Raw genomic sequence first — 24,835 nt, forward strand, 5'->3', positions numbered from 1 at the left:
CCGAGCAACGCGCGATCAGGGGGCACAGTCGAGGGGTGGCGCTACTGTCCGGACGACAGCCAGCGACTGAGGGGCCTGCGTGCAACAATCAGCACCGCCCCAAGCACCAGACCGGTTGCCGACACGATCGAGAAGTAGGCGGGTGATTCGATCGCGGCGAACAGCTGGCCAAGCAGGCCAGAAAGCGACGAGCCAAGCGCAAGGGTGAGGAAGTTCAGGCCAACCATCTGCGACTTGAACGACTTCGGGCCAATCTGCGTCGCGACCGACAGGCCGATCGGGCCAACGAAGACCTCGGACGATCCCGCCATCGCCATGAACAGCAGAATGAGCGCGAGCGGGATGAATGCGTCGCCGGTCGCCTGCGAAATGATGAGCAGGAACAGGTAGGCGCAGCCAATCTGCACGAGACCGATGCCGAACTTGGTGACCGGCGACGGCTGGCGCGACCCCATGCTGTTCCAGAGCTTCGCGATGAGCGGCGTGATGAGCACGGCCGCGAGTGGGCTCACCGTCGTGATCCATGCGACGGGGAACGTCCAGTCACCAATCTGCAGGTTAATCCGCTCGGTGATGAGGATCGAGATCGCAGTGAACTTCTGGAAAAGCAGTCCGAAGTAGATGCCCGAGAAAAGGAACAGCGGAAGGTAGGCGAGCACACGGCTGCGCTCGTCTCGGGTGACGCTGCGTGACGTGCACATGGTGATGAAGTAGGCTGCCGCGGCGAGCAACGCAAGGACCGTCGTCGTGCTCGCGAGGTTCTCGGCTCGCAGCATCCCCGACCAGATCGCGCCGCCGAGCGCCAACAAGCCGAGCACGGCTACGCCGGCGAACACCGGGTACTTGCCTCGCGGCAGGGGGTTGTTCACAGCGGATGCCCGCTCCGGGAGCTTCTTCCACGACACGAGATACTGTACGAGCGCGCCGGCCATGCCGACCGCAGCCAGGCCAAAGCCCCAGTGGAAGCCGTACTCGTTCTGCACCCAGCCGGTCGTGAGCGGTCCGACAACCGCCCCGATGTTGATCGCCATGTAGAAGTACGAGAAGCTGACGTCGCGTTCCTGCTGCGGGCGTCCCTCAACGAGGAAGCCAACGATCGAGGTGATGTTGGTCTTGAGCGCACCGGTGCCAATGACGATGAGCACGAGCCCGATGCCGAGTCCGCCGAGCCCCTGGGCGAATGCGAGCACGATGTGGCCCGCCATGATGACGATGGCGCCGAAGAGCACCATGAGCTTTGGCGCCACGAGGCGGTCGCCGAACCAGGCACCGATCACCTGAGCGAGGTAGACGGCGCCACCGTAAGCCCCGACGATTCCTGCCGCGGCCGCTGGCGCGACCTCAAGGCCGCCATCGGCGAGGGAGTAGAGCAGATAGAAGGAGAGAATCCCCTGGAGCCCGTAGAACGAGTAGCGTTCCCACAGCTCCGTGAAGGCCATGCTCCAGACGCCGCGCGGAAGCTGAGCCTTGCGCGGGGGCGGTACAGTGTCAGCCGTTGGGGTGGTAATCGAGTGGGTCATTCGTGCAGCCCTGCCAATCGTGATCCAAATCGTGCGATGAGTGAGGTGTTTTCGGAGTTCCGTGCTTCTTCCCACGCGTCAGCCACTCCGAACAGGCTGTACATGGCGTGGACGCCGACCCACCGGATCGGCTCGGGCTCCCAGATGCCGGAGTTGTGATCGTTCCAGGGCAGTTGGGTCAGCCCGGTCGTCTTCCCCTCAACTCGATCCAGCAGCGTGCGGGCTGCAAGGTTCGTTGCGGTGACGCCGTGACCCGCGTAGCCACGCGCATTTCCGATACCCGTCGCGGGGTCGAAGTAGATGCCCGCACACCAGTCGCGGGTGACGCCGATCGCTCCGCGCCACGCGTGATCGATCTCAATGTTGGCGCTGGGGAAGAAGAAGTCGAGGCGATCCTTCAGCGTCTTGATGGTTCTCGCGTCGACGACGCCCTCGCCTGGGAGGCCTGAGGCGTAGGCGTACGGCGTCCCGCGCCCACCAATGGCAATCCGATTGTCTGCGGTGCGCTGGGCGTACACGAAGGTGTGCGCGCCGTCGTTCAGGCACTCGCGACCGTCCCAGCCGATGCGTGACCAGTCTGCGTCGCTGAGGGGCTTGGTGACGATCATGGAGGAGTTCACGGGAATGACCTCGCGGCGGCCGAAACCTGGGCCCTCGCTCTCGACCGTTCCGGTGAACGCCTCAAGGCAGCTCAGAATGACCCGCCCGCGCACAATTCCGCGCGTCGTTGTCGCCGCGTGAGGGTCGATGCGCTCGACCTCAGCGTGTTCGCGAATGGTGACTCCCTTCGCCTCAACCACGTCGGCGAGGCCACGTGTGAGCTTTGCCGGGTCCACACGCGCAGTGTCGCGGTAGTACATTCCGCCCAGCGCCGGAACGATGCCGATGCGTTCCTTGAGCGCGGCGGCGTCGAGTAGCTCGATCGACTCTGGCTCGTAACCGTTTTCAAGGTTCGCGCGGTATGTCGCCTGCAGCCGCTTCAATGCCGCAGGTGTTGTCGCTGCCTGCAGTTGGCCGCCGCGGTGCTGATCCGCGCCGATGCCTTCGACGTCGAGCACGCGCAGGGTCTCTGTGATCGCCGCGCTCATCTCGTGCTGAAATGCGCGAACGGCGCTCTTCCCGTCGAGGCCGCGCTTGTTCATCGCTTTGGCGTACACGGCACGGTTACCGGGGATGAGCGTCGACACCCATCCTCCGTTGCGGCCCGAGCCCCCGTACCCGACCTCGTGAGAGTCAAGCACCGTGATACGCCACTCCGGGTGCGCGGTCGCCGCGTAGTAGGCAGTCCATAGCCCAGTCATTCCGCCGCCGACGATGACAAGATCCTGTTCTTCGCTAGGAAGTGCACTGCGCCGGGACGGCGCGGAGGCACGGGCAGGGATGGCTGATTCGGGATTGCGCATCCAATGCGAGATCTCGCCGTTCGTGTAGTGAGTCACCTTCGTGGTGTCCTTCCCAGTAGTTGTGTCGGTGCAAAATGTGCACGGCAAAGCAGCGCCGTGGCGCGTCGAACAGCGCCGACCTCTGTCAGCGGTTCATTCAGTTATTGAAAGCGGGGTATCAGTAAGTCGGGGGCGCCATTGTCCAGAGCACACGAGCTTGCGCGGTGCCGCTTGCTTCGACCACTCGGTGCGGCTCGCTGCTGTTGTAATGCAGGGAATCGAGTTCGCCGAGTTCGTAGGTGTCGTCCCCGACCGTGACGGTGACCCGCCCCGAGAGCACGACGAGCACTTCCTCTGACGCGCCGTGCGTGTACTGCCCTTCACCCGTCGATCCGCCGGGTTCGAAGAGCCCGATCAGCACCTCCAGGTGGTCGAAGTGCGATGGGGTGAGCTTCAGTTTTGTCGCTCCGTTGCCGAACGCAAACCCCTGTGCGTCGCGGAACCGCTGCACTCGGCTGCTCGCTTCGGCCTCCGGCGCATCGAACAGGTCGCCGACGCCGAGCTTCAGTACGGCGCAAATGCTCTGCAGTGCGCGCACGCTCCCGTTGGAGTAGCCTCGCTCGATCTGCGAGATGAACCCCTGCGTGAGGCCGCTGCCCTCGGCCACGTCTTTGAGGGTGAGGCCGAGCGCGCGCCGACGCCGCTTGAGGCGTGCTCCGACGGTGGAGCCGCCGTGGGCCTCGTTGCGTGGCTCGTCGGCGAGTTCCACAGGGTCATTCATTGACATGCTGCGAATCTAACACAGCTTTGATATTTGTACAAAAAACTTTACTGGCGCTCCGGCCAGTCGGTCACCGCTCGAGCGCGGAGCACTCAGGGCACAGCCCGAACAGGTCGACGACGTGGCCGATCTCGGTGAATCCGTGCTCTGCGCCGACACGGCCAGCCCAGTCTTCGACGACTGTCGCAGCGAGCTCGCGAGTCTCTCCACAGCGGCGGCACACGAGGTGATGATGATGCGCCGATGTCTCGCACGACCGAAACAGCGTCTCGCCCCCTGGCGACTGCAACGAGTCGGCGTCTCCGACCTCCGCGAGGTGCGCGAGTGCGCGGTAGACCGTCGCGAGGCCGACCGTCGAGCCGCCATCCTTCAGCCGCCTGTGGAGTTCTTGGGCGCTCACGAACCCGGGCGCATCGACGAGTTCGACGCGCACCGCTTCGCGCTGCCAGGTGTTTCGCTTCGGCTGCATCACTCACCTCCCGTGATCACTGCAGCTGGAGTCTTCCCCTCTAAGCTACCGGAGAGCGGGTTCGAACGCCGCCTGAGCAGCATCGACGCGCCGAGCGCGAGCACGTACACCGCAGTAGCGGCGAGGCCGATCGCGCCGCCTGCGGCAATATTCCACTCGCGCGACGCCCACAGTCCGAGCAGTCCGCTCACGACTCCGAGCACGGCAGCGATAGGGGGCACCCAGGCGATTGTCGGCGCGAGCAACCGCGCTGCGGCCGCTGGGGCAATCAGGATCGCGACACCCAGGATCGCCCCCACCGCTGGCATCGACACCACAACCGATGCGGCGATGATGCCGACGACGACGAACTCCACCGGGCCAGAGCGGAAACCCGCTGCCGTGAACCCCGCTGGGTCGAACGTGTGGAAGAGAATCCGCCTGCCGAACACTGCAAGCGCGACGAGCGAGACAACCAGCACTGCCGCTGTCGCCGAAATGTCGACGAAGGTCACGCTGAGTGGCGATCCAACGAGCAGCGCGTCGACAGGAACGCCGAGGCCGGGGTTCGCGCTCGACAGCAACGCGCCGAGCGCGAAACCGAGCGCGAGCACGATCCCGCTCGAGACCTGCCCGCCCTGTCGCGGCACGCGAGACAGCACTCCCATGAGCAGCACGAGCAACGCAGCGAAGAGCGCCTGCCCGATCAGCAAGTTCCACCCCGCGAGCGCGAAGATCACGCCCCCCGGGAACGTCGCGTGACTCAACGCAATCGCAAAGAAGGAACGACCACGAAACACGATCAGGGTGCCGGCGACACCGGCGAGCAACCCGAGAAGTGCCAGTTCCAGTGCAGCCATAGCAAAGTAGCTCACGGGCACACCCCCACGTTGGCGTTCGACACGGTGGACTCGGTGGCGGCTACCCGCCGTGCGCGCGCTCGCTTTGCGCTGTGCACCGCCTGGGAGGCCACCACTGCGACGCCGTAAAGGGCAACGAGGGCGAGCACGATGAGGGCGCCGGGTGACGCCGAGACCGACCCGCGAAGCGACCATTCGAAGGAACCCCAGAGCCCAGCAACCCCCGAGGCGAACGTCACGACCGCCGCAGCGGGCGCGAGCAGCGCAAGGCGGCGGGTGAGGAGCCGCGCAACGGCAACAGGGACGACGAGGATCGCGACAACCATGAGCACCCCGAGCGCCTGCACGCCGGCGACGACGAGCAGCGCGACGGCAACGTTCAACGCAAGGTCTGTACGAAACGCGCTAAAGCCCGCGGCGTCGAACCCTGCGCGGTCGAACGCCCGATACAGCTGCGCGCGGCGAGTCAGCGCGATGATCACGATCGCGACGACACCGACGACAGCGATCTGGATAAGCTGCGCCGCGGTCACTGTCAGGATCCGCCCGAACAGCAACTCCTGCAGCTGTGAGACGTAGCTGTCGCCCCGCGAAACAAGCACAATGCCGAGACTGAACAGCCCCGTGAGCACGACTGCGATCCCTGCGTCACGGGCCGCAACGCTGCCTGACCCTCGTGCGGTTTCGCGCCCCAGGAGGGTAAACAGTAGCGCCGCGACGAGCGCGGCTCCGAGCGCGCCGGGCAACAGCCCTGCGGTGCCTCCGACGAGCGAACCAATCACGAGCCCCGGAAAGACTGCGTGCACGAGCCCGTCGCTCACGAATTCGAGCTCACGGAAGTTGATGAATACCCCGACGATCGCCGCCGCCACCGCGAGCACCGCGATCGCGATGATCGCGCGCTGCATGAACGGCAGCGCAAAGATGGTCGCGAGCCCCGGCGCCGCCTGAGCGAGCCAGCCGGTCACGGCGCATCAACCTCTCGGGTTGTCGTGACTGTGTGTGCATCGAGCTCGACAGTGGAGTCGTGGAACGCGTGTTGCACTGCATCAAGCGTGAGGGCGTCTTCAAGTGTGCCGAACGCCGCCGGGTGACCGGGCTCTCCGGGCTCGTGTCCACTCGCGAGCAACAGCACGTGAGTGCAGGCTGCCTTCGCGATCTCAAGGTCGTGCGTTGACACGATGACCGTTCGCCCCTCGTCGCGCTGCCGCGCAACGAGGGCGAGCAGCATTTCGCGATTCTCTCGGTCGAGACCGTTGAACGGCTCGTCGAGCAGCAGGAGGCGCGGGTTTGAGACGAGCGCGCGAGCCAAGATCGCCCGCTGCTGTTGGCCGCCCGAGAGCTCGCCAAAGATGCGGCCAGCGAAGGCTTCCAGTCCCACGAGGCGAATCGCGTTCGCGATTGCTTCCCGCCCGGCTTTGCCGATCCGACCGAACGCGCCGACCTCCCGGTACAGCCCCATGCTCACCACGGTGCGCACGGTGACGGGAAGGCTCGTGTCGCGCGCGTCGGATTGCGGGAGTGTACCGACGCTGCGGCGAGCAGCTGTCGGTGACTCACCGAGCACGCGCACCGTCCCACCGGTGAGGTCCGCGAGCCCGAGAATGCCGCGCAACAGCGTGGACTTCCCCGAACCGTTGGGCCCAATGAGCGCGACTGCAGCGCCTGACGGCACGTCGAGCGTCAGGCTCTGCACCCGAGTCTCGCCGCCGTAGCCGAAGGACGCCCCGGCAAGCGCAAGGGCTACTTCAGCGTTGTCTGTCATGAATGCTCCCCCAGGCCCTTCGGAACGGGGCCAGGCGTCACACCCCAGGCTTCGAGGATAACGCGGGTGTTGTGCACAGTGGCGTCGACATACGTTTCTGCCCCGCTCCCTGCGGCGCCAAGCGAGTCAGCATACAGCGCATCGCTGTCAACGACGGTGATGCCGGTTTCGCGCGCGATCGTCTGCGCGAGTTTCGGGCTCATCGACGACTCAACAAAAATCGCCCGCACCCCGCGCTCTCGGATCTTCGCGCTGAGAGCATCAAGCTCAGCGGCGCTCGGCTCGGCGTTGTCTTCAAAGCTCGGCATGATCGCGCCGGCGTAGGCAATGTCGTAGTCGTGGAGGAAGTAGCGGAGCGAGTCGTGACCGCTGACGAGCACACGATCCGCTGCCGGCACGCCCGCAAACTGCTCGCTGACCCACTCATCGAGCGTGGTGAGCTGCTCCTCGAGCTCCGCAGCGCGTTGTGTGTAATCGGCCGCGTGGGCAGGATCCGCGTGGGCGAGCCCACGCGCGACCTCGGCTGCCATGCCGCTCGCGTACCGCGGAGATGTCCAGAGGTGCGGGTTCACGTCGCCGTGATCGTGCCCGTCATGCCCAGCTTCTTCATCGCCGTGGTCGTGCCCCTCGTGGCCTGCCTCCTCGTCGGCGTGGTCATGGTCGGCTTCGCCTACAGCCCCATCTGCGGCTTCGTGATCGGCGTGGTCGTGGTCGTGATCGTGCTCAGGCGTCTCGCCGGTCTCCGCCTCGCGCTCGCCCTCGGCGGTGATCGCTTTCGCTTCAGCGAGGTCGATGCCGTCGGAGGCAGTGACAAGCTCACCGCTAAAGCCCGACGCTTCGATTGCCGAATCGATGAAGCCTTCAAGTTCTGCACCGTTCACAATCAGCACGTCTGCCTGGCTCATGGCAACGAGCTCCTTGGGAGACGGGTCGAAGTGGTGAGCTGACGCACCCGGCTGGAGCAGGCTCGTCAGCGAGATGTCGTCGCCGCCGATCTGGCTGGCGAAGTCAGCAAGCTGTGTCGTGGTTGCGACGACGGCCAGGGTGTCGCTGTTCGCCCCCTCAGCCGCGGGAGTGCATGCGCTGAGCGCGAGGACTGCGGCGAGCGCCGGGACAACGATTACTCCGCGACGGGAGTGTGAGAGCTTGGACATACAACACCTTCTAAATGAGAACGAGTCTCATTCTATGTGCGAATGAGAACGGTTCGCAACAAGGTGGCGTGCCGGGGCGCCGGCTCGGTCGCCCAGCTCGGGGTTGTCGGCAAGCATGCAGTCGACTTTTGCGCGCTTGTCGGGCTTCGCTTACTCGGTCACGGGCGGATACTTCTCAAGCGCATCCCACGCAGGGAACGGACGATACACCCCGGGCAGCAGATGCACGAACTTGTCCTCAGCCGCATCAAACGTGTCACCATGCGCACGCGCCGCATCCTCAGCATCCAAGCGTTCATGGATCGCATCATTTGTCTTCCGGAGCGCCCCCCAGTACACAGGTGAAAGTACTGAGAGATAGAGTTCCCCGTCGTTGTAGTCACGGATCTCATACCAGTATCCATCAGGGTCAGTGACAGTCAAGCGCGTGTTCTCGGAAGACATGGGCTCTTGCGCGACATCCCAACCACGCTGGGCCCACATCTGCCTGATTTCCTCGAGCGTCACATGCGTCACATCGTCATACGAGTATCGCCGAAAGATGCTGTAGTAATAGCTGTTATCCCGCGTATCGCCCACCAATTCACCCCCCAGGGCAAACCCCGACCCCGGGATCACCCCAGAATCGACACTGCTCGCCCGCCACTCTCCGGCATAGATGTCCTGCTGCATCGCAGTCACCCGCTCATACAGCGCAACGTAGCGTTCGCCAGCAAGCGCATACTGAACCTCAAGCGACCTCCCAAGGGATTCCTCTTCAGTCATCCCAGCGCCATCTCGCGCACCCTCACCTGCACCACACCCTGCCAAGACCACCGCGGCAAGAAACGCCAGGGCAAGGCTGAGCCCAGCACGCCTCACTACAGACACGACCTCGCCTACTCGGTCACGGGCGGATACTTCTCAAGCGCATCCCACGCCGGGAACGGGCGATACGTGCCAGGCAGCAGCCGGGCAAAACCATCGACACGCGCGTACTTACTCCCATGAACACCAGCGGCAGACTCCGCCTCCCCGCGCTCAATAACCGCCGCAGCGAGAGCATCAGGGTCGCCCCAATAGGCCGGGGAACTCGCAATAAGTGTCAACATACCGTCGTCTTCTTGGGCTGTTAGCGAGAACCCCCCAGGAGTAACGGTCGCCACCCGACTGTAGCCAGCAAAGGGACCGGAGACTTTGGTTTCCCATCCGCGCTCACGCCAATCATCCGCAACACGTTGAATCAGTGCTTCAAGGCTGCCCTCGACGGCATGGTAGCGATGCAACCTGAACACGTAACTATTGTCATTGCTTGCGCCCGACATAAATGGGGCGAATCCCTCTCCTCCCATAGGCACAAAGTCTGCCCCAACACCACTGTCTTCCCACTCATCAACGAAATAGCCATTCTGCACTTCGGCCAGAAGCTCGCTAACCTCGGAATATCGCCGCGCAGCCGCCGCATACTGCTCCTCAAGTGATCGCGCAAAGGCAGCTTCCATCGCCACTCCCCCTCCATCAAGTACAGGTTCTGGTGGCGCCCCACAACCTGACGTCCCCATCGCGATTGTGAGCACCAACGCGATCAAGATTGGTCTTCGTATCACTGTTGGATATCGCCTTTCATCACCCTTTTGAGCTGGAAAATGGTACTTGAGTCTGGATGAAAGTAGCCGACGTTCGGGGCCAAGGGGTCGAGAGCTTCGCCCTCTGCAAATGTGCCGATGTTGTGCTTTGTGACCGCCAAACCACCGCCGTTGCCACCTGACGGAAACTCGACCGCGCCGTCGAGGTCCAATGGGTCTACGCGTCCTGTGAACCTGATCCCTCCAAGCTCATCCGCCGGAGTAAAGACCCGAGCTCCCGTAGCTTGCCCGATTCCTGCCACAGGGTCCCGCTCGGAGACAGTCGCGTATATCTCACTGACGCCGAGGTCTCTTGCCGAGGTCCCCGGTTTCAACCCCGCTGAACCGACAGCAACGTAGGCGTGCACATCTGCTTTCGTGGTCTTGAGCGCCTCCGCAGCAACGTTAGTGCCGTAAGAATGCCCAATGACCACAAGCCGATCAATCGGGTTGTTCGCGCGCTGAGCGGCAATCCCGTCCAAGAAACTCGAGAGGTACGCCCCACCTTTGTCTGCACGTCGTTGGAGCCACTCAGTAGGCAAACCGGGGGATTGATATCCCATCCAGGTCACCATCGCATAGCCCGGCTCGCGACTCAGTATCTCGTTGAAGCCGCGAAGCGGGTCGCTGATTCCCTGCACCTCGGAATCCATGCCAGAAGCAAGCACACCGACGTTAGTGGCCGTGTCGAGGTTTCCCATCGATATGCCCGCGGAGACGCCGCCGTCATGCCTGCCAAACGCCACCAACTGCACGATGGCCCCTGCGGTGCCGCCGCCGAGAAGCCCTTCAGCGCGTGAGAGCCCGGTCTGTATCGCAAGGAGGTCCTTCTCAAACTCCGCAAGAGAACGCTCCCCCGGTTCGAACCCCATCCGCGCGTACGCCGCGGCGGGGTTTTCAGGGTGTTCCTCGTCGAGCGCCCACTCCAGCGCATGCCGCCCAGCCTTGTCCATCACCCAAAACGGGATCCCATCCAGACACGCAAGCTCAAACGAGTACCGCTCAATGAGACGCTCAAGGTTGAACCCCTTCGAAGCAGCAAGAAGCGCCCATATCTGCGCGACCTCGGCGGGCGACAGCTTTGGATCAAACAGCGCATCAGTGAACACGCCAGGGTTGTCAGCGCCAAGCGCGAGCATGATGTCGAAGTCGCCAAGTGTCCCGCTCCCCGCGCTCTCGAACGCCGCCGCAATCGACGAGATCCACCGCTCATCCGACACGTTCTCATCAACGAAGCGAGAGAACCCTGTCAATAGGGTCGCGACCGAAGCCGGCGCCCACGAACACGAGTTCGCATAGGCTGCCACGGCCATCTGCAGCGCAGAAAGCCCGTCGCGCATATTCCGGGTGACCAACTGCGACCGCGCGGCAAACCCGCGAAGCGCTACCGGATCAGCAGACGTCGTCCCGCCCGATCCTGCCCCGCCAGCGTACCGACCACGCGATCTCGGGCCGAACACGGCAGTGATCGGCGGCGGGCTGACAGGCATCGTGTCGGGTTCAAGCCCCACGAATGTATCAAACGTCGTCACGCCGAGCGCACCAAGCGCGTCTTGGCTCCGAACAAGTTCCGCGGCCTCCACTTTGGCCCGCCACTCCTCGTGCGCGGCAATCCGCTCCCGCTCCTTCACTGCGGCAGCAATCGCCCTATCGGTCGCTTCGGCGAGATCCTCGAGCTTCCCCGACAGGCTTCCTCGATCCGCCGACTCAATGCCGCACGCGTCAGTAAACCGCTTCGCATAACCGCCTTTGAACTCCATGCACGCGTCATTAATGGCGAGTGATCTTTCCCACCCTGCACGATGCAGCATCGTCGACACGTCACGAAACGTACGCGCGAGTCGGTTGGCGGTCGATTCGTCGAACTGAATATCAGCCATTGCCGCCCTCCGTCACCGCTCATTCGGAGTCGCCAGAGACGACCACCTACGCAAAAGGGGGAAAGCCGTGACCGGCTTTCCCCCAACGATCGCAACTATACGCCCACGCAGACAAATGTTGTCAACTTTCGTCAGGTCATGTTCGCTAATTGCACGCGCCGAGACAACCCACGACCGCCTGCCACGCAAGAGCTCCTACAGTTGACGTGCGTCCAAGCAGGTTTCTCGGCATCCACAAGTTCCGCCACGCAATTCGCGCGCCACTCTACTCGAACCTCATACCTTCTTGACTCCCCCGTCACCCCCGGGGCTAGCATGGCCGTACCCACCATCGTGTAGAGGAGCGGACGTGTCACTACCCCAAAGTTCACGGCGCCGGATCGGGCCGGCGGTCGCCATGACTCTCGCCATCCTCGGTTCGCTCGCGCTCCTCGCTGGTTTCGTGTTCCAGGTTGCCACCGCGAGCCCCGGTGTCAGCTCAAAGCCGTCAGAGCGGGTGGTCGAGTTCATCAATGAATCGCTGTCGGGTGCCACAATTCAGGCCGAGGCCGGCGAGTTGCGCCCAGAGACCCTCACCGTGCTTGAGCAGACAGATGAGGGCGTCGTTGCAGTCGCCTTCCTCACCACGAAAGATGCTCTCGGCATCGGCGTGTACCCGGCGAAGGGAGGCGCCTCAAGCGTCAGCCCTGCAGGGCTCAGGCAAAACAGCCTGCAGGCAATGATCCCTGGCGACGAGTCGACCAGAAACTACGAACTCTCGGTCCGCCGGGTGGGCACCGGCGACGAGTTCGAGCACACCTTTACCGCGAAGTGACGGGACAACACCGATGGCAACGACGCGCAGACGCCTCGCCCCAGCGGCGGCAATGACCGCTGCAGTGCTCGGGTCACTCCTGCTCGGCGGCGGCGCAATAGTTCAGCTGCGCGCTCAGGCCCAAGCGCACGCCGTCGATGTCGCGCACGCTACCGCAATCGAGAACATTCGCGAGCGCCTGCTCGCGCCCTCCGGCCTCCTCGTCGGTGTGCTTGCCAACGACACTCCACGCATGGATACCCTCGAGGTTCTGGAGGTCACGCCGGACGGTGTCACTGCCTATGCGCTGATAACTGGCGACGATGTGCTCGTCATTGGGCTCCTGTCGCCAGCCGACGCGGTTGCAATGTCCTCGAGCCCAGGCATCCAACGGGAGGGGGTCTCGGCAACGCTCGACATCGGCGACGGCCGCCACACCTACGACCTCGATGTCTGGCGCGAGGGCACCGGTTTCGGGCACGAACTCATCGTGCAGTAATTCCCCGCGCCGCGTACGATCGGAGCATGGAACCCCTCGCGCCGTCGCCTGGACCCTTCGAATCCGCCGTCGCGCTCCGCGACGCGCTCCGTCGAGGTGAGGTCATCGCGGTCGAGGCCGCCGAGTACTACCTTGGACGGATCAGTGAGCGCGCAGACCTGGGGGCGTTCATCGCGGTGACGGCCGACGAGGCGCTCCTCGAAGCTCGTGCGGCCGATGTCAGCCTGCACGCTAAGCGGACGGCCGGCGCCGACGAGGGCGCGGCGGGAAGTACGCGGCAGCCGCTGCTCGGGGTGCCGATCGCACACAAGGACATCGTTGACGTCGCCGGCGCGAAGACATCGTTCGGCACCGCCATCAGGCCGCCCCAGCTCGCAGCTGCCGATCATCCAGTCGTAGCTGGGCTTCGCGCCGCGGGCACGATCTCACTCGGCAAGACCCAGGTGCCTGAGTTCGGCCTCAACTGCTACTCCGAGAACCTCATCGCACCTCCAGCTCGCAATCCGCATGACCTCGAGCGCACCCCCGGCGGGTCGAGCGGCGGCAGTGCTGCGGCAGTTGCCGCTGGTGTGCTGCCCGTCGCGCCTGGAACCGACGGCGGCGGGTCGATCCGGATCCCAGCGCTCGCGTGCGGTCTCATCGGCCTGAAGCCAGGGCTCGGGGCGGTGCCCGGAGACGTCACGAACGGCTACGAAGATGTCTTTGGCGCCCCCATTCTCACAGTCTCGGGCCCGCTCGCGCGCACCCCGCTTGATGCGGCGATTCTCATGGACGCAATGGTCGCCGAAGCTGCCAGGGGGAGCTACGAGCTAGCAGTGCTGCGCTCAGACGACGTCAGGGGGCTCACCGTGGCCGCGAGCACATCATCCCCGTTTGCGCCAGCGCTCGACATCACAGTCTCGGCCGACGCCCTTCGCGCGTTCGAGGAGGCAGCTGCCCGGCTTCAGGCGCTCGGGCACGGTGTCGACCAGGCCGACTTCGTCTACGACCCGGAGTACTTCGACTTCTTTTCGGAGGGTTGGATCGCGAGTCTCTCGCTCATCGACCTGACGCCCGACCAGGTTGAACTGCTCGCTCCGATCACGCGCGAAATGCGTGAGCGCGCGCTGTCGCGCTCACTGCCGCAGCACAAGGAGAGCGCTGCGCGACTTCGCGGCTTCGGTCGCGAGGCTCGCGAGCTCTGGGGTCGGACCGACATTGTCTTGACTCCCGGGCTTGCGATGGCGCCGCCCCGCATCGGCGAGTTCTCCTCGCTCCCGGGCTCCGAAGACTATAAGCGACAGTGCCAGCTGACGCCGTTCACCTCAATGGTCAACGTAGCGGGCTTGCCAGCCATCGCGGTTCCCATCACCGTCGACAGTACCGGCCTCCCGGTCGGGGTGCAGCTCATCGGTCGGCAGGGCAGCGAGGCGCAGCTCCTCGCTCTCGCGGAGCAGCTCACCGCGTTCTAGGCGCGCTCGGCGCCTGAGTTAGGCGGCCGCGTCACCGAGCGTCGCCCGCAGCATGTCGGTGACCTCGTGAATGTGGGCGCCCATCGTCTCGCCAGCAGCCTGCGCATCTCCCGCGCGGATCGCCTCAAACACCGCCCGGTGTTGCGCAATGAGCGCGTCGTTCCCCTGCGCGCGCTCGACGACGCGGACAACCCAGACCGCGAGCAGCGACTTGATGTTCAGGAGGATCGCTGAGAGAGCGGAGTTCGCAGCCGCCCTCGCAATGGCGAGGTGGAACGCGTTGTCGGCACTCGCGAATGCTTCAGGGTTCTCCGCGCTCTCCATCCTGACGAGCAGTCCTTCAAGTTCCGTGAGGTCCGCGTCGCTCCGGCGCTCAGCCGCGAGACCGGCAAGCGCAACCTCGGTGTAGTACCGCGCTTCGATGAGTTCGTCTGCCTCGCGGGTGCCGAGCAGCACGCCCCACGACACCACCTGCGGCAGGATACTGCTCGGGGCGGTCGAGAGATAGGTGCCGTCGCCGGGGCGGATGTCGATGAAGCCGATGATGTCGAGGCACTTGAGCGCCTCGCGTAGCGGCGACCGGCCAACGCCAAGGAGCTCAACGAGTCTGCGCTCAGGGGGCAGCTTGTCGCCGGGCTTCATGCCCAGGCTCACGGTGCTCTGCACGACGTGCTGAACGATGTCGGCGACCGAGGTACGGCGAGCATCACCTACCGCGGGAAAGACAGGATCAGACAGAGCAATCACCCTTCCTCATGCGTGACGCCCCGCGCCGAGCCGCCACTTCGTTCTTGGAGCGATGATACAGGCCGCACCCAAGCGGGGGTGCGGCCTGTATCTATCCTGACACCGGAGATCACTCCCGGGTGCGCGAAAGGGGCGGCTAGAACCAGCGGTGCCCGACGGTGTCCTTGCCGAGCTCGCCGGCCATCTGCTTGATCTGGCGGATCATGAGGCCGATGTCTGAGCCGAGCGAGACCATGCCGAATCCCTGGTCTCGGCGCTGGATTGCCTCGTCTGTGTGACGGGCCACGATGCCTGAGCCAATCCCCCTTTCCTTCGCTCGGCGCAGGATGTCGAGGTTGATTTCGGTGACGCCAGGGCCTTCCCACTCTCCGACCGCACCGCGGCTCGCCGACATGTCGCCGGGACCGAGGAAGATCGCCTCGATGCCGTCGACGCCGAGAATCTCGTCAAGGTTGTCGTACGATTTCTGCGTCTCGATCATCGGAATGAAGAGCAGCTCGTCGTTCGCTGTCTTCACGTAGTTCTCGAGATCCAGACCCCATTTCACCGACCGCTCACCACCGATGCCGCGGCGCCCGATGGGCGGGTAGTAGAAGTGGTCGTATGCGGCCTTCACCTCGTCTGCGCTGTCGACGAGGGGCAGCACGATGCCGTGCGCGCCGACGTCGAGCGCCCGCTTGATCGGCTCGAGATCTTGCGATGGCGGGCGAACAAGCACGGTCATGTCTGTGCCGCGCGCGGCCTGCAGGTGGCCCTGAATGTCTTTGAAGTTCAGGTAGCCGTGCTCCATGTCGATGCAGATCCAGTCGATCCCGAGCATCCCAGCAACCTCGGTCACCGCGGACGCCTCGGAGGTCACCCAGAGACCAAATGCGGTCTCCCCTGCTGCGAGCTTATGGCGGAGCTTCTCGTTCAACTCATTACCTTTCGTTCGTCGGCCGCGGCGTTCGCGCCCGATGTGTGGGTGTCTTCCGTGTGCCTTCGGAAGTTCCATTCGTCCTCGGCCTGCGGCGACGTGCCGCGCTTCAGCTGCCACTTGGAGACCCAAGCAACAAGGAAGGGGACGAGGATCGCGGTGGTGATGACGGCGGCGGCGATCTGCGATGTCGCGATCGCCTGGATCGACTCGTAGCTCGGGTCGACGAGCGCAACTGCCGCCGGTGTCGCGATCGCATTGCCAGCGGTCGTTGACTCGGCCGCACCGGCGATGACGTTGCGGGCGCGCTTCGGGCGGCCACGCAGCACATGCACGAGGTACAGCAGCCCCATGCTCGCGGCGGCGACAATTGTGAGCGAGAAGAGGCCAAGGAGCACGCCCTGCAGGCCCGACTGCGGCAGCGCCGCGAAGTCGATACCGCGGCCGACGATGAAACCGAGGAACGGGATGAGGAGCAGCTCGCCTGGCTTCAGGAAGTTGCGGGCGGTGGGGCTCACGTTGCCGACGATGAATCCGATGACGAGCGGGAGCAGGATCCCGACGAGCATCTCGGCAGGGAACGACGCGAGGCCAGCAGCTCCAAGCGCGATGAGCGTGATGAACGGGCCGTCGTTGATCGACAGCACCGACACTGCGCCGCGGTCGCTAAGGTTGCCGAACTGCTTCGTGAGCGCGACGTACAGGGTCGAGTTCGAGTTCGTGATCGCCGCAATGAGCGCGAGCGGAGTGAGCCCCCAGAGCACGCCGCCGGGGACAAGGAACGCCACGCCGAGGCCGATCGCGATGCCGACGCCGACCTTTGCGGTGAGCACGACGACGCCCTTCTCGAGCGTCACGGCTCCCTGCCGAAAGTCGAGCTGCGCGCCCATACAGAAGAAGAACAGCCCAAGGAGGGCGCCGACGCCGTCGCGGAAGAGCGCCGTCGTGAAGCTGCCGATGTCGAGTAGTTCGGGGAAGAAGGTGTTAATAATGGCGCCGAGAAACAGCGGGTAGATCATGAGCGCGCCAGGCACGCTTCCGACGAGCTTCCCGAGTCGCTTGAGCGGCCCAGTGGTAGTGGTTTCGGTCAAGACTCACTCCTTCGTGAGATGTGGCTGACGGCCTAGGCGGCCGCGGTGGATCGGGCCTCGCGTGCCCTGGCTTCGAGTTCGCGGCGCACCTCGACCGCGATCGTGTCGGCGGGGAGTTCGACGTCGTCCCAGCTGACTGGCTGGCCCTTCGCGACCGCGCGAACGACCTTCGCTCCATGCGCGAGCCCCATCGGCAGGCAGCGCCCGTCGAGGGATCGCTCGGCGCTCGTGAGCGCACCGCGCACCGTGTAGCCGCCCTCGCCGTCGAGCACGTCTCCAGGGGCGAGGTCGCGCTTGGCCACGCTGATGACGTCGCCGATGAACGCCTTCGGAGCGCCAGTCGCCTCTCCGCGCAGCACGGCGGAGGCGATGCTCACCCCGAGTTCCATGCCGATCATGTGGTACGGCCGATACAGGGATGCGAACTCACCACTCGGGTCGGTGATCACGCCGTACTCGGTGAAGCACGCTGCCGCATATTCGGTCCGCGCCTTGAACGTGACGTATACGCCCCAGCGCAGGTCGCGCGCAATCTCGCTGCCATCACGCTCGAGGCTCGAGACGACCTCAACAGTTCCGCTCTGCCGCAGCACTCCACCGCGATCGGCGGGGATGAGTTCACTCGAGAGGTCGTCGACGCTCACTGGCGGGAACCGCAGCCCGTCGGCATCGGGGACGAGTCCGGTGGCGTTTGCGACGGCCGCCATCTCGATGGCTGACTTCGTGCCGTCGATGAACGAGTTGAACATCTGTGGGTTCATCCCGCCGGCCTGCGCCTGCTCCTCGGTGAGGCCGTAGTAGCCCCATACGGTCTCGGGCGTCGACTCCTCATACTCGGGAAGGTACTTGGTGCCCTTGCCCGCGGCGACAACCTCGTAGCCGACGGTGCGGCACCAGTCGACCATCTCGGAAATAAGCGCGGGCTGGTCGCCATAGGCCATTGAGTAGACGACGCCAGCGGCGTCTGCCTTCTCCTTGAGGATCGGGCCGACCATGCAATCCGCTTCGACATTCACCATGATGATGTGCTTGCCGTGCTCGATTGCGGCGAGGGCGTGCTTCGTGCCGACGAGCGGATTTCCAGTCACTTCGAGGATGACCTCGACGTGCTCGCTCGACACGAGCTCCATCGAGTCGGTGACGACCGCAGTGCGGCCGCTCTCGCGAGCCTCATCAAGGGTAATTCGGCCGTAGCGCTCGGCGTCCCAGCCGGTGCGCGCGAGGGAGGCCTCCGCCCGGGCCGGGTCGAGCTCGGCGACACCGATAACGTGGAACTCGGGTTGCCCGGCGGCCTGGGTAAGAAACATCGAGGCGAACTTCCCTGCGCCGATGACACCGACCCGGATCGGGCCCGCCGCCTGTGCTCGCTGCTGCATCAGGTCGTAGAGGTTCATGCGAGTTCTCCTGCCTGGCCGGCGAGGCCAAAATTGAAGGCGGTCAGCTCGTCAGCCGGGGCGACCGGCAGCTCACGGATGGGCGAGAACGATGTCGGCGTCATGATTGTGTTGTCCCAGCGGACGATCATCGGTCGAACGACGTCGATGCACGCCTGCCACTCTGGGTCTGCGGCGAGCGCCGCCCGCCGCGCTGCACGGTCATTCAGGTCGGTGAACGCCCAGAGGTGGCGCACCTGATTCTGCGTGCCGAACTCGGTCGTGAAATAGCCGAGGAAACCCTCGAGAATACGCTTCTGCGCTGGTAAACCGAGGCGCTCGTAGTTCGCAAGGAACTCCGCCATCGGTATGCCCGGGTTGATGTCGTAGGTGCGCATTTCGACGATCACGCACGCCTCCTTTTCGCTTCGTTGCGGGTTCATGTCCGTTGATATTCCGCGGGAGTTGCCTCCACCAGAGCGAAACATCAACCGGTCGATGTTTAGCATAGAGGTCCAGACTGACTCCGTCAACATCGGCCCACAATCGGGTCGGAGCACGACACACGACAGTCGGTAGAGTGTCGGCATGACCCCGTCGCAGTTCGAGCTCGCCCCCCAGGCGTGGGGCCTGCTGCTCGTCGCAGCGGTGCTCGTTGGCGTCTCGAAGACAGCGCTGCCAGGGATCAATACGATCTCCATCGCGATCTTTGCTGCCGTGCTGCCAGCGAAGGCCTCGACGGGGGCGCTGCTCCTGCTCCTCATCGTCGGCGACGTATTCGCGCTCGTGAGCTACCGGAGGGAGGCCGACTGGCGGGCCCTTCTGCGCCTCATCCCATTCGCCGCGCTCGGACTCGGCCTTGGGGCGCTGTTCCTTGCACTCACGAACGACGGGTCGGTGCGTCGGGTCATCGGTGCGATCCTGCTCGTACTCATTGGCGTGACGCTGTGGCAGCGATGGCACCCGCGCGCCGCCGAACCACATCCCGCCGAGCCCTCTCACGCCGCCGCGCGCGCCGGGTTCGGAACGCTCGGCGGGTTCACGACGATGGTCGCGAACGCCGGCGGCCCGGTCATGTCGCTCTACTTCCTGTCCGCACGGCTTCCAGTGGCGACCTTCCTCGGCACCGCCGCCTGGTTCTTCGCCGCAATCAACCTCACCAAGCTCCCGATTTCAATCAGCCTCGGCCTCATTACCCCCGCGACGCTCGAGCTCGACCTATTACTCGTTCCCGGCGTGGTCGCCGGCGCCTTCCTCGGGCGCCTGATCGCCGCGCGCATTCGCCAGCGCACCTTCGAGTGGGCAGTGATCGCTGGTACCTCCCTCGGCGCGCTCTACCTGCTGCTGAGCTAGGACGCATCACGGCCCACATTGCCGAAGTACCCCCTCGGGGTATAGCGTGAGTGACATGCACACGATCGATTTCTCTGTCACCGGAATGACCTGCGGAAACTGCGAAAACCACGTACGCGAGGAGGTCGGCGAGGTGCCCGGCGCCCGGGTCCTCGAGGTGAACGCGACGTCGGGCCTGCTGCGCGTCGAGTCCGAGACCCCCCTCGACGTCGCGGCCGTGATCGCGGCGGTCGACGAGGCTGGCTACGAGGCAACGGTCGTCTAGCCGGGCGTGGATACGACCCGCGACACGATGAGGGAAGCCAGGTAACATGCGAAGCATGGATGAGCCGAATTGCGACCCCGAGTTTAGCCCCGGCCATCCGTCGGCCCCCGCTGGCGGCGGAGAGAGCCACGCCGGCCATTCGCACGGGCTCGAGGGCGCAGCGACGGCGACGGGCAAGCACCGCACACGCCTGATCCTGGTACTTGCGATCACACTCAGCGTGTTTCTGGTGCAGCTTGTTGGCGCCTTCATCTCGAAGTCGCTCTCGCTCCTTGCCGACTCCGGCCACATGCTGACCGACGCCACCGGCGTCGCGATCGCCCTGCTCGCGAGCATCATTGCGACGCTGCCGGCCAACTCGAAACGGACCTACGGCTATCTCCGGGTGGAGGTGCTCGCCGCGCTCGCAAACGGCATCGTGCTCGGCGTCATCGCCGTCGTCATCTTCGTGCAGGCGATCTCGCGCTTCGGTTCCGAGGTCGAAGTGCAGTCGACACCAATGCTCATCGCGGCGGTGATCGGCGCGGCAGCGAACCTCGTGTCCCTGCTTATTTTGCGCTCGGGCCAGAAGGAGAGCCTCAACGTTCGCGGAGCCTATCTCGAGGTACTCGGCGACCTCCTCGGCTCGCTTGCAGTCATCGTCGCTGGCATCATCATTGCCGTCACGGGCTGGATGATGGTCGACCAGATTGCGTCGATCGCGATTGCGCTGCTCATCGCACCGCGCGCCTACAGTCTCCTTCGCGACGTTGTTTCCGTACTCCTCGAGGCGACGCCAAAGGACTTCGATGTCAACGCAGCGCGCGATCATATGCTCGCGGTGCCTGGCGTCGTCGAGGTGCACGACGTGCACGCGTGGACGATCACCTCGGGCGTCCCGGCGTTTTCGGCCCACGTCACCATTACTGATGACTCGTGGAGCGAACGCGGGTATCACGCGGTACTCGACGAGCTCAAGGCCTGCCTCGTCGAGCACTTCAACCTTGAACACTCCACGCTGCAGCTCGAACCAGAAAGCCACGACATACCGAGCCTACGGCTGCACACCCACGACTAGCGCGCGATGGGGCTTACTGGCGCGCGGCTGCTGTGCGAACGACGCGCGCGTAGTGCATGTCGGTCTGGGCGAGCGCTGAGACGCGAGAGACGATCGGCAGATTCTCCCACCCGCCCGTCCACGAGAGCTTACCGGCGAGCTGCCAAACGGTCAGACCCGGCTCGGCAGACAGACACTCGGCTGCCTGCCGCGTGCGGGCCTCGTGATGCTCGCGAATCTCGGCACAGCGCGATCCGAGTGGCGCGAACCGGAAGCCGTGCCCGGGCAACGCCTCTGCTCCGGCGTACGGCGCGAGCTTCTCAAGCGACTCGTAATACTCACCCAGCGGATCCGCGGTGCGTTTCCCACCAAGCGCGACTCCGGGATTGATCAGCGGTAGCACGTGGTCTCCCGTGAACACCGCATCGGCGTCTTCGAGCGCGAGGCAGATGTGGCCAGTAGTGTGGCCGGGCGTGTGAATCACGAAGGCGCGGTAACGTCCGAGGTCAAGCGTGTCTCCGTCGGCGAGCTCGTCGTCAACGACCACCGTCGCACCGAAATCAGCTCGCGAGTTCGCGATGGCGAGGAGCTGCTCCCGCCATTCCTCGGGCACTCCCCACTCCCCAAGCATGTCGCCAACATCGTGCCCTGCCGAGAACTGGAGCCCCTCTCGGATCGCCGCTGCTTCGTCAGCGTGCATGCGCACCCGGGCGCCCGATGCCTCACGAATCCGGTTCGCAAGGCCGGTGTGGTCAAAGTGCAGGTGGGTGAGGGTCACCGTCTCGATATCGGCGAGCTCGCGGTCCAGCGACGCGATCGCCTCGCCAAACGCCGCCCAGTTCGCGTCGGTGTCGAGCCCTGCGTCGACAACGTGCACCGCACGCGAACCATCGCCAGCGAGGATCGCATAGCTGAACGCGTAAGGGGGCTGCATGCCAGGCATATCCAGGGCGATGGCGTGGATCCCTGGACGGACCTCCTCGATCGGCGGAATCGTTCCGGCGCGAAGCGCGTTCCGCTGGTTATCGCTTGTCGTGCGAACGGGATCCACTGCCATACCTCCTGATACGGTGCTGCGTTGTGCGCGAGCGCTGCTCGGCAAGGTTAGCGGTTGCTGACCTTGCCGAACAGGTTCGCGATTGGCGCGACGAGCAGCGGTCGCGTGAGGAACCAGGCGATCGCGATGAGCGCGAGACCTGCCGTGAACATCCAGAACCCGAACCAGCCAGCCCCGTCATTGCCTGCGTACATATGGTTGAGATTCCGCAGCGCACCCGTCGTGAGTACCAGGAACACGTGGACGATCACGAAGAACACAAAGAACAGCATCGTCGGGTAGTGCAGCGCCCGCGCAAGCGGAGCCGGGAAGACCTTGTCGAGCTTCTCGTTGTTCTTTGGCCACCACTCGCTCATCCGAAGCCCGGTGAGCGCAGCAACCGGTGCCGCGATGAACACGATGACGAAGTACATGATCTGCTGTAGCGCGTTGTAGTTCACCCAACCGTTCTCGACAGGCCAATCGAGCGTGAGGTACTGCAACATCGCCGATGCCGCGTTCGGGAAGACTTCCCAACTCGTCGGCACAATGCGCGCCCAGTGCCCGGTGACGAACAACAGCACAACAAAGATGATGCCGTTTGCGAGCCAGAGCAGATCGATGCTCGTGTGCAGCCACAGATGGATCGAGATCTTCTTGCCGCCCTTCTTCGGCGTGAAGAAGGCGTCAGGCTTCTGCTGATGGCGCACCGTGAGGCCCGTGCGGACAATCAGCACCATGAAGAACAGGTTCAGGTAGTGCGTCCAGCGCGCCCATGCGGGGAAACCCTCGTCGGGTTCGTACGCCGGATGGTACTCGCCCGGGTACCGCTCAAGGAACTCTGGAACTCCGGGAAGCGTGGTCACGCCGCGTGCTGCAAGCACTATGAGGCCAGCGAACGCGACAAGCCCGACAAGGCCCAGCGACCCGAGTTTCACCCACTGCGAGAGCGACCGCGACCCGATCATCTTCGGCTCTCGCACCGGCTTGTCTGGCTTCGCTGCGGGTGCCGGCGCGGCCTGCTGAGCCGCCGGAGCGGGCGCCGGAGCTGCAGCGGCCGGAGCCTGAGTTGCAGGGGCGGGAGCCTGAGTTGCGGGGGCGGGAACCGGGGCAGCCGTCGCGGGTGTACCGCTCGCTGCGGCAGGCGCCGGAATAGCTGCGGGCTGAGTGGGGACAGGCGTCTCAGCATGTGGCGGGGTGGCCGCAGGCGCTGCGGTGGGCACCGGCGCCGCCTGCGCGGCGGCAGACTGGGCGGCTGCGCGCTCGGGCGCGAGGCCCTCTGGCGGCCAAGGGTCGCCGCCGGCGACGCGAGGCAGCCCGCGGCGAAGCGGGGTGGTACCGAACACGACAGGGGCGGCAGGAGCACCGGCGGCAACCGAAGAGCCTGGAGCCTCGGGTGGCGCGGCGCTCAGCGCACTCGCGGGCACAGCCGCAACAGCCTCAGCGACTGGCGCTGTTGCTGGTGCGGCAGCCGCTGCAGCGGGCACAGCGCCCGCAGCAGGACCCGCGGAGGCCGGCACCGCCGTGCCAGCTGGCGCGAGCCCCTCGGGCGGCCACGGTTCTCCCCCGGCGACGCGGGGAAGTCCGCGGCGGAGCGGTACGGAGCTCAGCGCCGTTGCCGTTCCCGTAGCCGCGGAAGCCGCAGCGGGCGCGGGGGTCGCGAGGTCGGCCGGAGCGTCAGCAACTACAGGAGCCACCGCCTCGGCGGCCTCGACTGGGGTCGAGGCGTCGCCGGGAGTTTGCGTAGGAGCGGGCTGGGTCGGTGCTGGCTGCGCACCAACTGGCTCGTGCGCGAGCGCGACGGCTGGCGCACCTGCCAGCGCCCCGGTGGGCGGCCAGGGCTCGCCCCCTGGGACGCGGGGCAACCCGCTCCGTATCGTCTGGGAGTAGCTCGCCATCGCTGCTACTGCCTAGCTTCGAGGGCTGCGAGGAGCTGTGGCACGACAGTGAACACGTCGCCGACAACGCCGAAGTCGGCGACGTCGAAGATCGGCGCATCGCCGTCTTTGTTGATCGCGACGATGTTTTTTGCTGTCTGCATTCCCGCGCGGTGCTGGATCGCGCCCGAGATGCCGAGGGCGATGTACAACTGAGGGGAGACCGAGACGCCTGTCTGTCCGACCTGGTACGAGCTGGGAACGAAGCCCGCGTCGACTGCAGCGCGGGAAGCGCCGACAGCTGCGCCGAGGGCGTCAGCGAGCTGCGCGACGAGCTCGAACTGCTCTTTCGAGCCGAGTCCGCGGCCACCGGAGACCACCCGAGCCGCTCCGCGGAGTTCGGGACGCGAAGAAACCTCGGTCACGGCTTCGAACGAGTCAATGCGCGCAGCGGGTGCGCCCGAGTCGGTCACTGTGAGTGGCTCGGCTGATGCTGTCTGAGCCTCGGCGCGCGCGTCGACGGCGCCCTGCCGGATTGTGACAACGGGTGCGCCGAACGTCGGCGCCGACGTGACGTTGTACGCGCCGCCGTAGACCGAGTGCTGTGCGACGACTCCGAGATCGTCTCGCGCGACACCGACAGCGTCGACCGCAAGAGCAGACTTGCTTCGCACAGCGAACCGGGCCGCGGTGTCGCGACCGTTCACGGAGTTCGAGACCAGCACGGCGTCTGGTTCAACGAGGGCAGCGGCGGCCTGGAGCGCGTCGACGGCAAACGTGCCGAGCGTCGCGGTATCAGTCGGTGTCGCGACGAGCACCCGCGTTGCACCGAGTGCAGCCGCATCGGCGGCGAGCGCCTCGGGGCCAACCACGAGCGCGACGGGTGTACCCGCCTGCGAAGCAGCACCGAGCAGGCCTGCGGCGGCGTCCTCAAGGCCGCCAGATGCTTGCGGTTCGAGGACGACAAGGATCGAGTCCTGTGCAAATTCAGCCATGATCTGTTT

At 65.1% G+C, this 24,835-nt stretch carries 25 protein-coding genes; 6 read left to right on the top strand and 19 right to left on the bottom strand.

The window, feature by feature from the left end:
• Positions 1–41: 41 nt before the first annotated feature.
• The 11 genes from KI794_RS15905 to KI794_RS15955 form a co-directional block, all read right to left on the bottom strand.
• Positions 42–1,520: a peptide MFS transporter gene (locus tag KI794_RS15905; protein WP_119285466.1), complete on the bottom strand. Its 1,479-nt coding sequence runs from the start codon at positions 1,518–1,520 to the stop codon at positions 42–44.
• On the bottom strand, positions 1,517–2,959 hold the full coding sequence (locus KI794_RS15910; protein ID WP_255808634.1) for an NAD(P)/FAD-dependent oxidoreductase: 1,443 nt from the start codon (positions 2,957–2,959) through the stop codon (positions 1,517–1,519). Before KI794_RS15910 ends, KI794_RS15905 begins: the two co-directional genes overlap by 4 nt.
• Before the next feature lie 121 nt (positions 2,960–3,080).
• Positions 3,081–3,689 (bottom strand): helix-turn-helix domain-containing protein, encoded by a 609-nt coding sequence (locus KI794_RS15915; protein ID WP_255808635.1) that lies wholly within the window; start codon positions 3,687–3,689, stop codon positions 3,081–3,083.
• A gap of 64 nt (positions 3,690–3,753) precedes the next feature.
• Complete coding sequence (locus tag KI794_RS15920; RefSeq protein WP_255808636.1) at positions 3,754–4,152, bottom strand: Fur family transcriptional regulator; 399 nt, start codon at positions 4,150–4,152, stop codon at positions 3,754–3,756.
• Entirely contained in the window at positions 4,152–5,006 is an 855-nt protein-coding gene (locus tag KI794_RS15925; protein ID WP_119285515.1) for a metal ABC transporter permease, read from the bottom strand. The genes KI794_RS15920 and KI794_RS15925 overlap by 1 nt, the downstream gene beginning before the upstream one ends.
• A complete protein-coding gene (locus tag KI794_RS15930; protein WP_255808637.1) occupies positions 5,003–5,959 on the bottom strand; it encodes a metal ABC transporter permease in 957 nt (318 codons plus the stop codon). The genes KI794_RS15925 and KI794_RS15930 overlap by 4 nt, the downstream gene beginning before the upstream one ends.
• Positions 5,956–6,756 (bottom strand): metal ABC transporter ATP-binding protein, encoded by an 801-nt coding sequence (locus KI794_RS15935; protein ID WP_119285462.1) that lies wholly within the window; start codon positions 6,754–6,756, stop codon positions 5,956–5,958. Before KI794_RS15935 ends, KI794_RS15930 begins: the two co-directional genes overlap by 4 nt.
• Positions 6,753–7,910, bottom strand: coding sequence for a metal ABC transporter substrate-binding protein (locus KI794_RS15940; RefSeq protein ID WP_119285461.1), 1,158 nt, complete (start codon positions 7,908–7,910; stop codon positions 6,753–6,755). The genes KI794_RS15935 and KI794_RS15940 overlap by 4 nt, the downstream gene beginning before the upstream one ends.
• Positions 7,911–8,060: 150 nt before the next feature.
• Positions 8,061–8,675, bottom strand: coding sequence for a hypothetical protein (locus tag KI794_RS15945; protein WP_255808638.1), 615 nt, complete (start codon positions 8,673–8,675; stop codon positions 8,061–8,063).
• Between the two features lie 113 nt (positions 8,676–8,788).
• Positions 8,789–9,397 (bottom strand): hypothetical protein, encoded by a 609-nt coding sequence (locus KI794_RS15950; protein ID WP_255808639.1) that lies wholly within the window; start codon positions 9,395–9,397, stop codon positions 8,789–8,791.
• A gap of 95 nt (positions 9,398–9,492) precedes the next feature.
• Positions 9,493–11,394 carry an alpha/beta hydrolase gene (locus KI794_RS15955; protein ID WP_255808640.1) on the bottom strand — a complete coding sequence of 634 codons (1,902 nt, stop codon included), beginning with the start codon at positions 11,392–11,394 and terminating at the stop codon, positions 9,493–9,495.
• Between the two features lie 397 nt (positions 11,395–11,791).
• On the opposite strand from KI794_RS15955, the gene KI794_RS15960 reads away from it, so the two are divergent.
• Genes KI794_RS15960 through KI794_RS15970 form a run of 3 tightly spaced genes read left to right on the top strand, consistent with a single transcriptional unit; the run spans position 11,792 to position 14,137 of the window.
• Positions 11,792–12,208, top strand: coding sequence for a hypothetical protein (locus KI794_RS15960; protein ID WP_119285458.1), 417 nt, complete (start codon positions 11,792–11,794; stop codon positions 12,206–12,208).
• 13 nt (positions 12,209–12,221) lie between these two features.
• Positions 12,222–12,686: a hypothetical protein gene (locus KI794_RS15965; RefSeq protein WP_162921440.1), complete on the top strand. Its 465-nt coding sequence runs from the start codon at positions 12,222–12,224 to the stop codon at positions 12,684–12,686.
• A 26-nt stretch (positions 12,687–12,712) separates the two neighbouring features.
• A complete protein-coding gene (locus KI794_RS15970; RefSeq protein ID WP_255808642.1) occupies positions 12,713–14,137 on the top strand; it encodes an amidase in 1,425 nt (474 codons plus the stop codon).
• An 18-nt stretch (positions 14,138–14,155) separates the two neighbouring features.
• On the opposite strand, the gene KI794_RS15975 is transcribed toward KI794_RS15970, so the two are convergent.
• The 5 genes from KI794_RS15975 to KI794_RS15995 all read right to left on the bottom strand — a co-directional run bounded on the left by KI794_RS15975 (position 14,156) and on the right by KI794_RS15995 (position 18,674).
• Positions 14,156–14,884, bottom strand: a complete 729-nt coding sequence (locus KI794_RS15975; RefSeq protein WP_119285455.1) for a FadR/GntR family transcriptional regulator — start codon at positions 14,882–14,884, stop codon at positions 14,156–14,158.
• Between the two features lie 136 nt (positions 14,885–15,020).
• A complete protein-coding gene (locus tag KI794_RS15980) occupies positions 15,021–15,800 on the bottom strand; it encodes an HpcH/HpaI aldolase family protein (RefSeq protein WP_162921439.1) in 780 nt (259 codons plus the stop codon).
• On the bottom strand, positions 15,797–16,891 hold the full coding sequence (locus KI794_RS15985) for a 2-keto-3-deoxygluconate permease (RefSeq protein ID WP_255808643.1): 1,095 nt from the start codon (positions 16,889–16,891) through the stop codon (positions 15,797–15,799). Before KI794_RS15985 ends, KI794_RS15980 begins: the two co-directional genes overlap by 4 nt.
• 32 nt (positions 16,892–16,923) lie before the next feature.
• Positions 16,924–18,285, bottom strand: coding sequence for an NAD(P)H-dependent oxidoreductase (locus KI794_RS15990; protein WP_119285453.1), 1,362 nt, complete (start codon positions 18,283–18,285; stop codon positions 16,924–16,926).
• Positions 18,282–18,674, bottom strand: a complete 393-nt coding sequence (locus KI794_RS15995; protein ID WP_255808644.1) for an NIPSNAP family protein — start codon at positions 18,672–18,674, stop codon at positions 18,282–18,284. The genes KI794_RS15990 and KI794_RS15995 overlap by 4 nt, the downstream gene beginning before the upstream one ends.
• Positions 18,675–18,852: 178 nt before the next feature.
• On the opposite strand from KI794_RS15995, the gene KI794_RS16000 reads away from it, so the two are divergent.
• Genes KI794_RS16000 through KI794_RS16010 form a run of 3 tightly spaced genes read left to right on the top strand, consistent with a single transcriptional unit; the run spans position 18,853 to position 20,939 of the window.
• Complete coding sequence (locus KI794_RS16000; protein ID WP_255808645.1) at positions 18,853–19,617, top strand: sulfite exporter TauE/SafE family protein; 765 nt, start codon at positions 18,853–18,855, stop codon at positions 19,615–19,617.
• Positions 19,618–19,672: 55 nt separating this feature from the next.
• Positions 19,673–19,882, top strand: coding sequence for a heavy-metal-associated domain-containing protein (locus tag KI794_RS16005; RefSeq protein ID WP_119285452.1), 210 nt, complete (start codon positions 19,673–19,675; stop codon positions 19,880–19,882).
• A gap of 55 nt (positions 19,883–19,937) precedes the next feature.
• Positions 19,938–20,939, top strand: a complete 1,002-nt coding sequence (locus tag KI794_RS16010) for a cation diffusion facilitator family transporter (RefSeq protein ID WP_119285451.1) — start codon at positions 19,938–19,940, stop codon at positions 20,937–20,939.
• A gap of 13 nt (positions 20,940–20,952) precedes the next feature.
• Here the strand turns inward: KI794_RS16010 and KI794_RS16015 are convergent, their stop codons facing one another.
• The 3 genes from KI794_RS16015 to KI794_RS16025 are packed head-to-tail and all read right to left on the bottom strand — an operon-like array spanning position 20,953 to position 24,826.
• Positions 20,953–21,975 carry an MBL fold metallo-hydrolase gene (locus tag KI794_RS16015; protein ID WP_255808646.1) on the bottom strand — a complete coding sequence of 341 codons (1,023 nt, stop codon included), beginning with the start codon at positions 21,973–21,975 and terminating at the stop codon, positions 20,953–20,955.
• A gap of 47 nt (positions 21,976–22,022) precedes the next feature.
• On the bottom strand, positions 22,023–23,852 hold the full coding sequence (locus KI794_RS16020) for a cytochrome b/b6 domain-containing protein (RefSeq protein WP_119285449.1): 1,830 nt from the start codon (positions 23,850–23,852) through the stop codon (positions 22,023–22,025).
• Positions 23,853–23,857: 5 nt separating this feature from the next.
• Positions 23,858–24,826 (bottom strand): electron transfer flavoprotein subunit alpha/FixB family protein, encoded by a 969-nt coding sequence (locus KI794_RS16025; RefSeq protein ID WP_255808647.1) that lies wholly within the window; start codon positions 24,824–24,826, stop codon positions 23,858–23,860.
• Positions 24,827–24,835: the final 9 nt, after the last annotated feature.

This window comes from Leucobacter aridicollis (assembly GCF_024399335.1).
GTDB classification, from domain to species: Bacteria; Actinomycetota; Actinomycetes; order Actinomycetales; family Microbacteriaceae; genus Leucobacter; species Leucobacter aridicollis_A.

What these genes read in the sequence shown, in the direction of transcription:
- KI794_RS15905 (WP_119285466.1), bottom strand. Translation starts at nt 1,520, where the DNA reads ATGACCCACTCGATTACCACCCCAACGGCTGACACTGTACCGCCCCCG.
- KI794_RS15915 (WP_255808635.1), bottom strand. Translation starts at nt 3,689, where the DNA reads ATGTCAATGAATGACCCTGTGGAACTCGCCGACGAGCCACGCAACGAG.
- KI794_RS15920 (WP_255808636.1), bottom strand. Translation starts at nt 4,152, where the DNA reads ATGCAGCCGAAGCGAAACACCTGGCAGCGCGAAGCGGTGCGCGTCGAA.
- KI794_RS15935 (WP_119285462.1), bottom strand. Translation starts at nt 6,756, where the DNA reads ATGACAGACAACGCTGAAGTAGCCCTTGCGCTTGCCGGGGCGTCCTTC.
- KI794_RS15940 (WP_119285461.1), bottom strand. Translation starts at nt 7,910, where the DNA reads ATGTCCAAGCTCTCACACTCCCGTCGCGGAGTAATCGTTGTCCCGGCG.
- KI794_RS15945 (WP_255808638.1), bottom strand. Translation starts at nt 8,675, where the DNA reads ATGACTGAAGAGGAATCCCTTGGGAGGTCGCTTGAGGTTCAGTATGCG.
- KI794_RS15955 (WP_255808640.1), bottom strand. Translation starts at nt 11,394, where the DNA reads ATGGCTGATATTCAGTTCGACGAATCGACCGCCAACCGACTCGCGCGT.
- KI794_RS15960 (WP_119285458.1), top strand. Translation starts at nt 11,792, where the DNA reads ATGACTCTCGCCATCCTCGGTTCGCTCGCGCTCCTCGCTGGTTTCGTG.
- KI794_RS15965 (WP_162921440.1), top strand. Translation starts at nt 12,222, where the DNA reads ATGGCAACGACGCGCAGACGCCTCGCCCCAGCGGCGGCAATGACCGCT.
- KI794_RS15970 (WP_255808642.1), top strand. Translation starts at nt 12,713, where the DNA reads ATGGAACCCCTCGCGCCGTCGCCTGGACCCTTCGAATCCGCCGTCGCG.
- KI794_RS15990 (WP_119285453.1), bottom strand. Translation starts at nt 18,285, where the DNA reads ATGAACCTCTACGACCTGATGCAGCAGCGAGCACAGGCGGCGGGCCCG.
- KI794_RS16000 (WP_255808645.1), top strand. Translation starts at nt 18,853, where the DNA reads ATGACCCCGTCGCAGTTCGAGCTCGCCCCCCAGGCGTGGGGCCTGCTG.
- KI794_RS16005 (WP_119285452.1), top strand. Translation starts at nt 19,673, where the DNA reads ATGCACACGATCGATTTCTCTGTCACCGGAATGACCTGCGGAAACTGC.
- KI794_RS16010 (WP_119285451.1), top strand. Translation starts at nt 19,938, where the DNA reads ATGGATGAGCCGAATTGCGACCCCGAGTTTAGCCCCGGCCATCCGTCG.
- KI794_RS16015 (WP_255808646.1), bottom strand. Translation starts at nt 21,975, where the DNA reads ATGGCAGTGGATCCCGTTCGCACGACAAGCGATAACCAGCGGAACGCG.
- KI794_RS16020 (WP_119285449.1), bottom strand. Translation starts at nt 23,852, where the DNA reads ATGGCGAGCTACTCCCAGACGATACGGAGCGGGTTGCCCCGCGTCCCA.
- KI794_RS16025 (WP_255808647.1), bottom strand. Translation starts at nt 24,826, where the DNA reads ATGGCTGAATTTGCACAGGACTCGATCCTTGTCGTCCTCGAACCGCAA.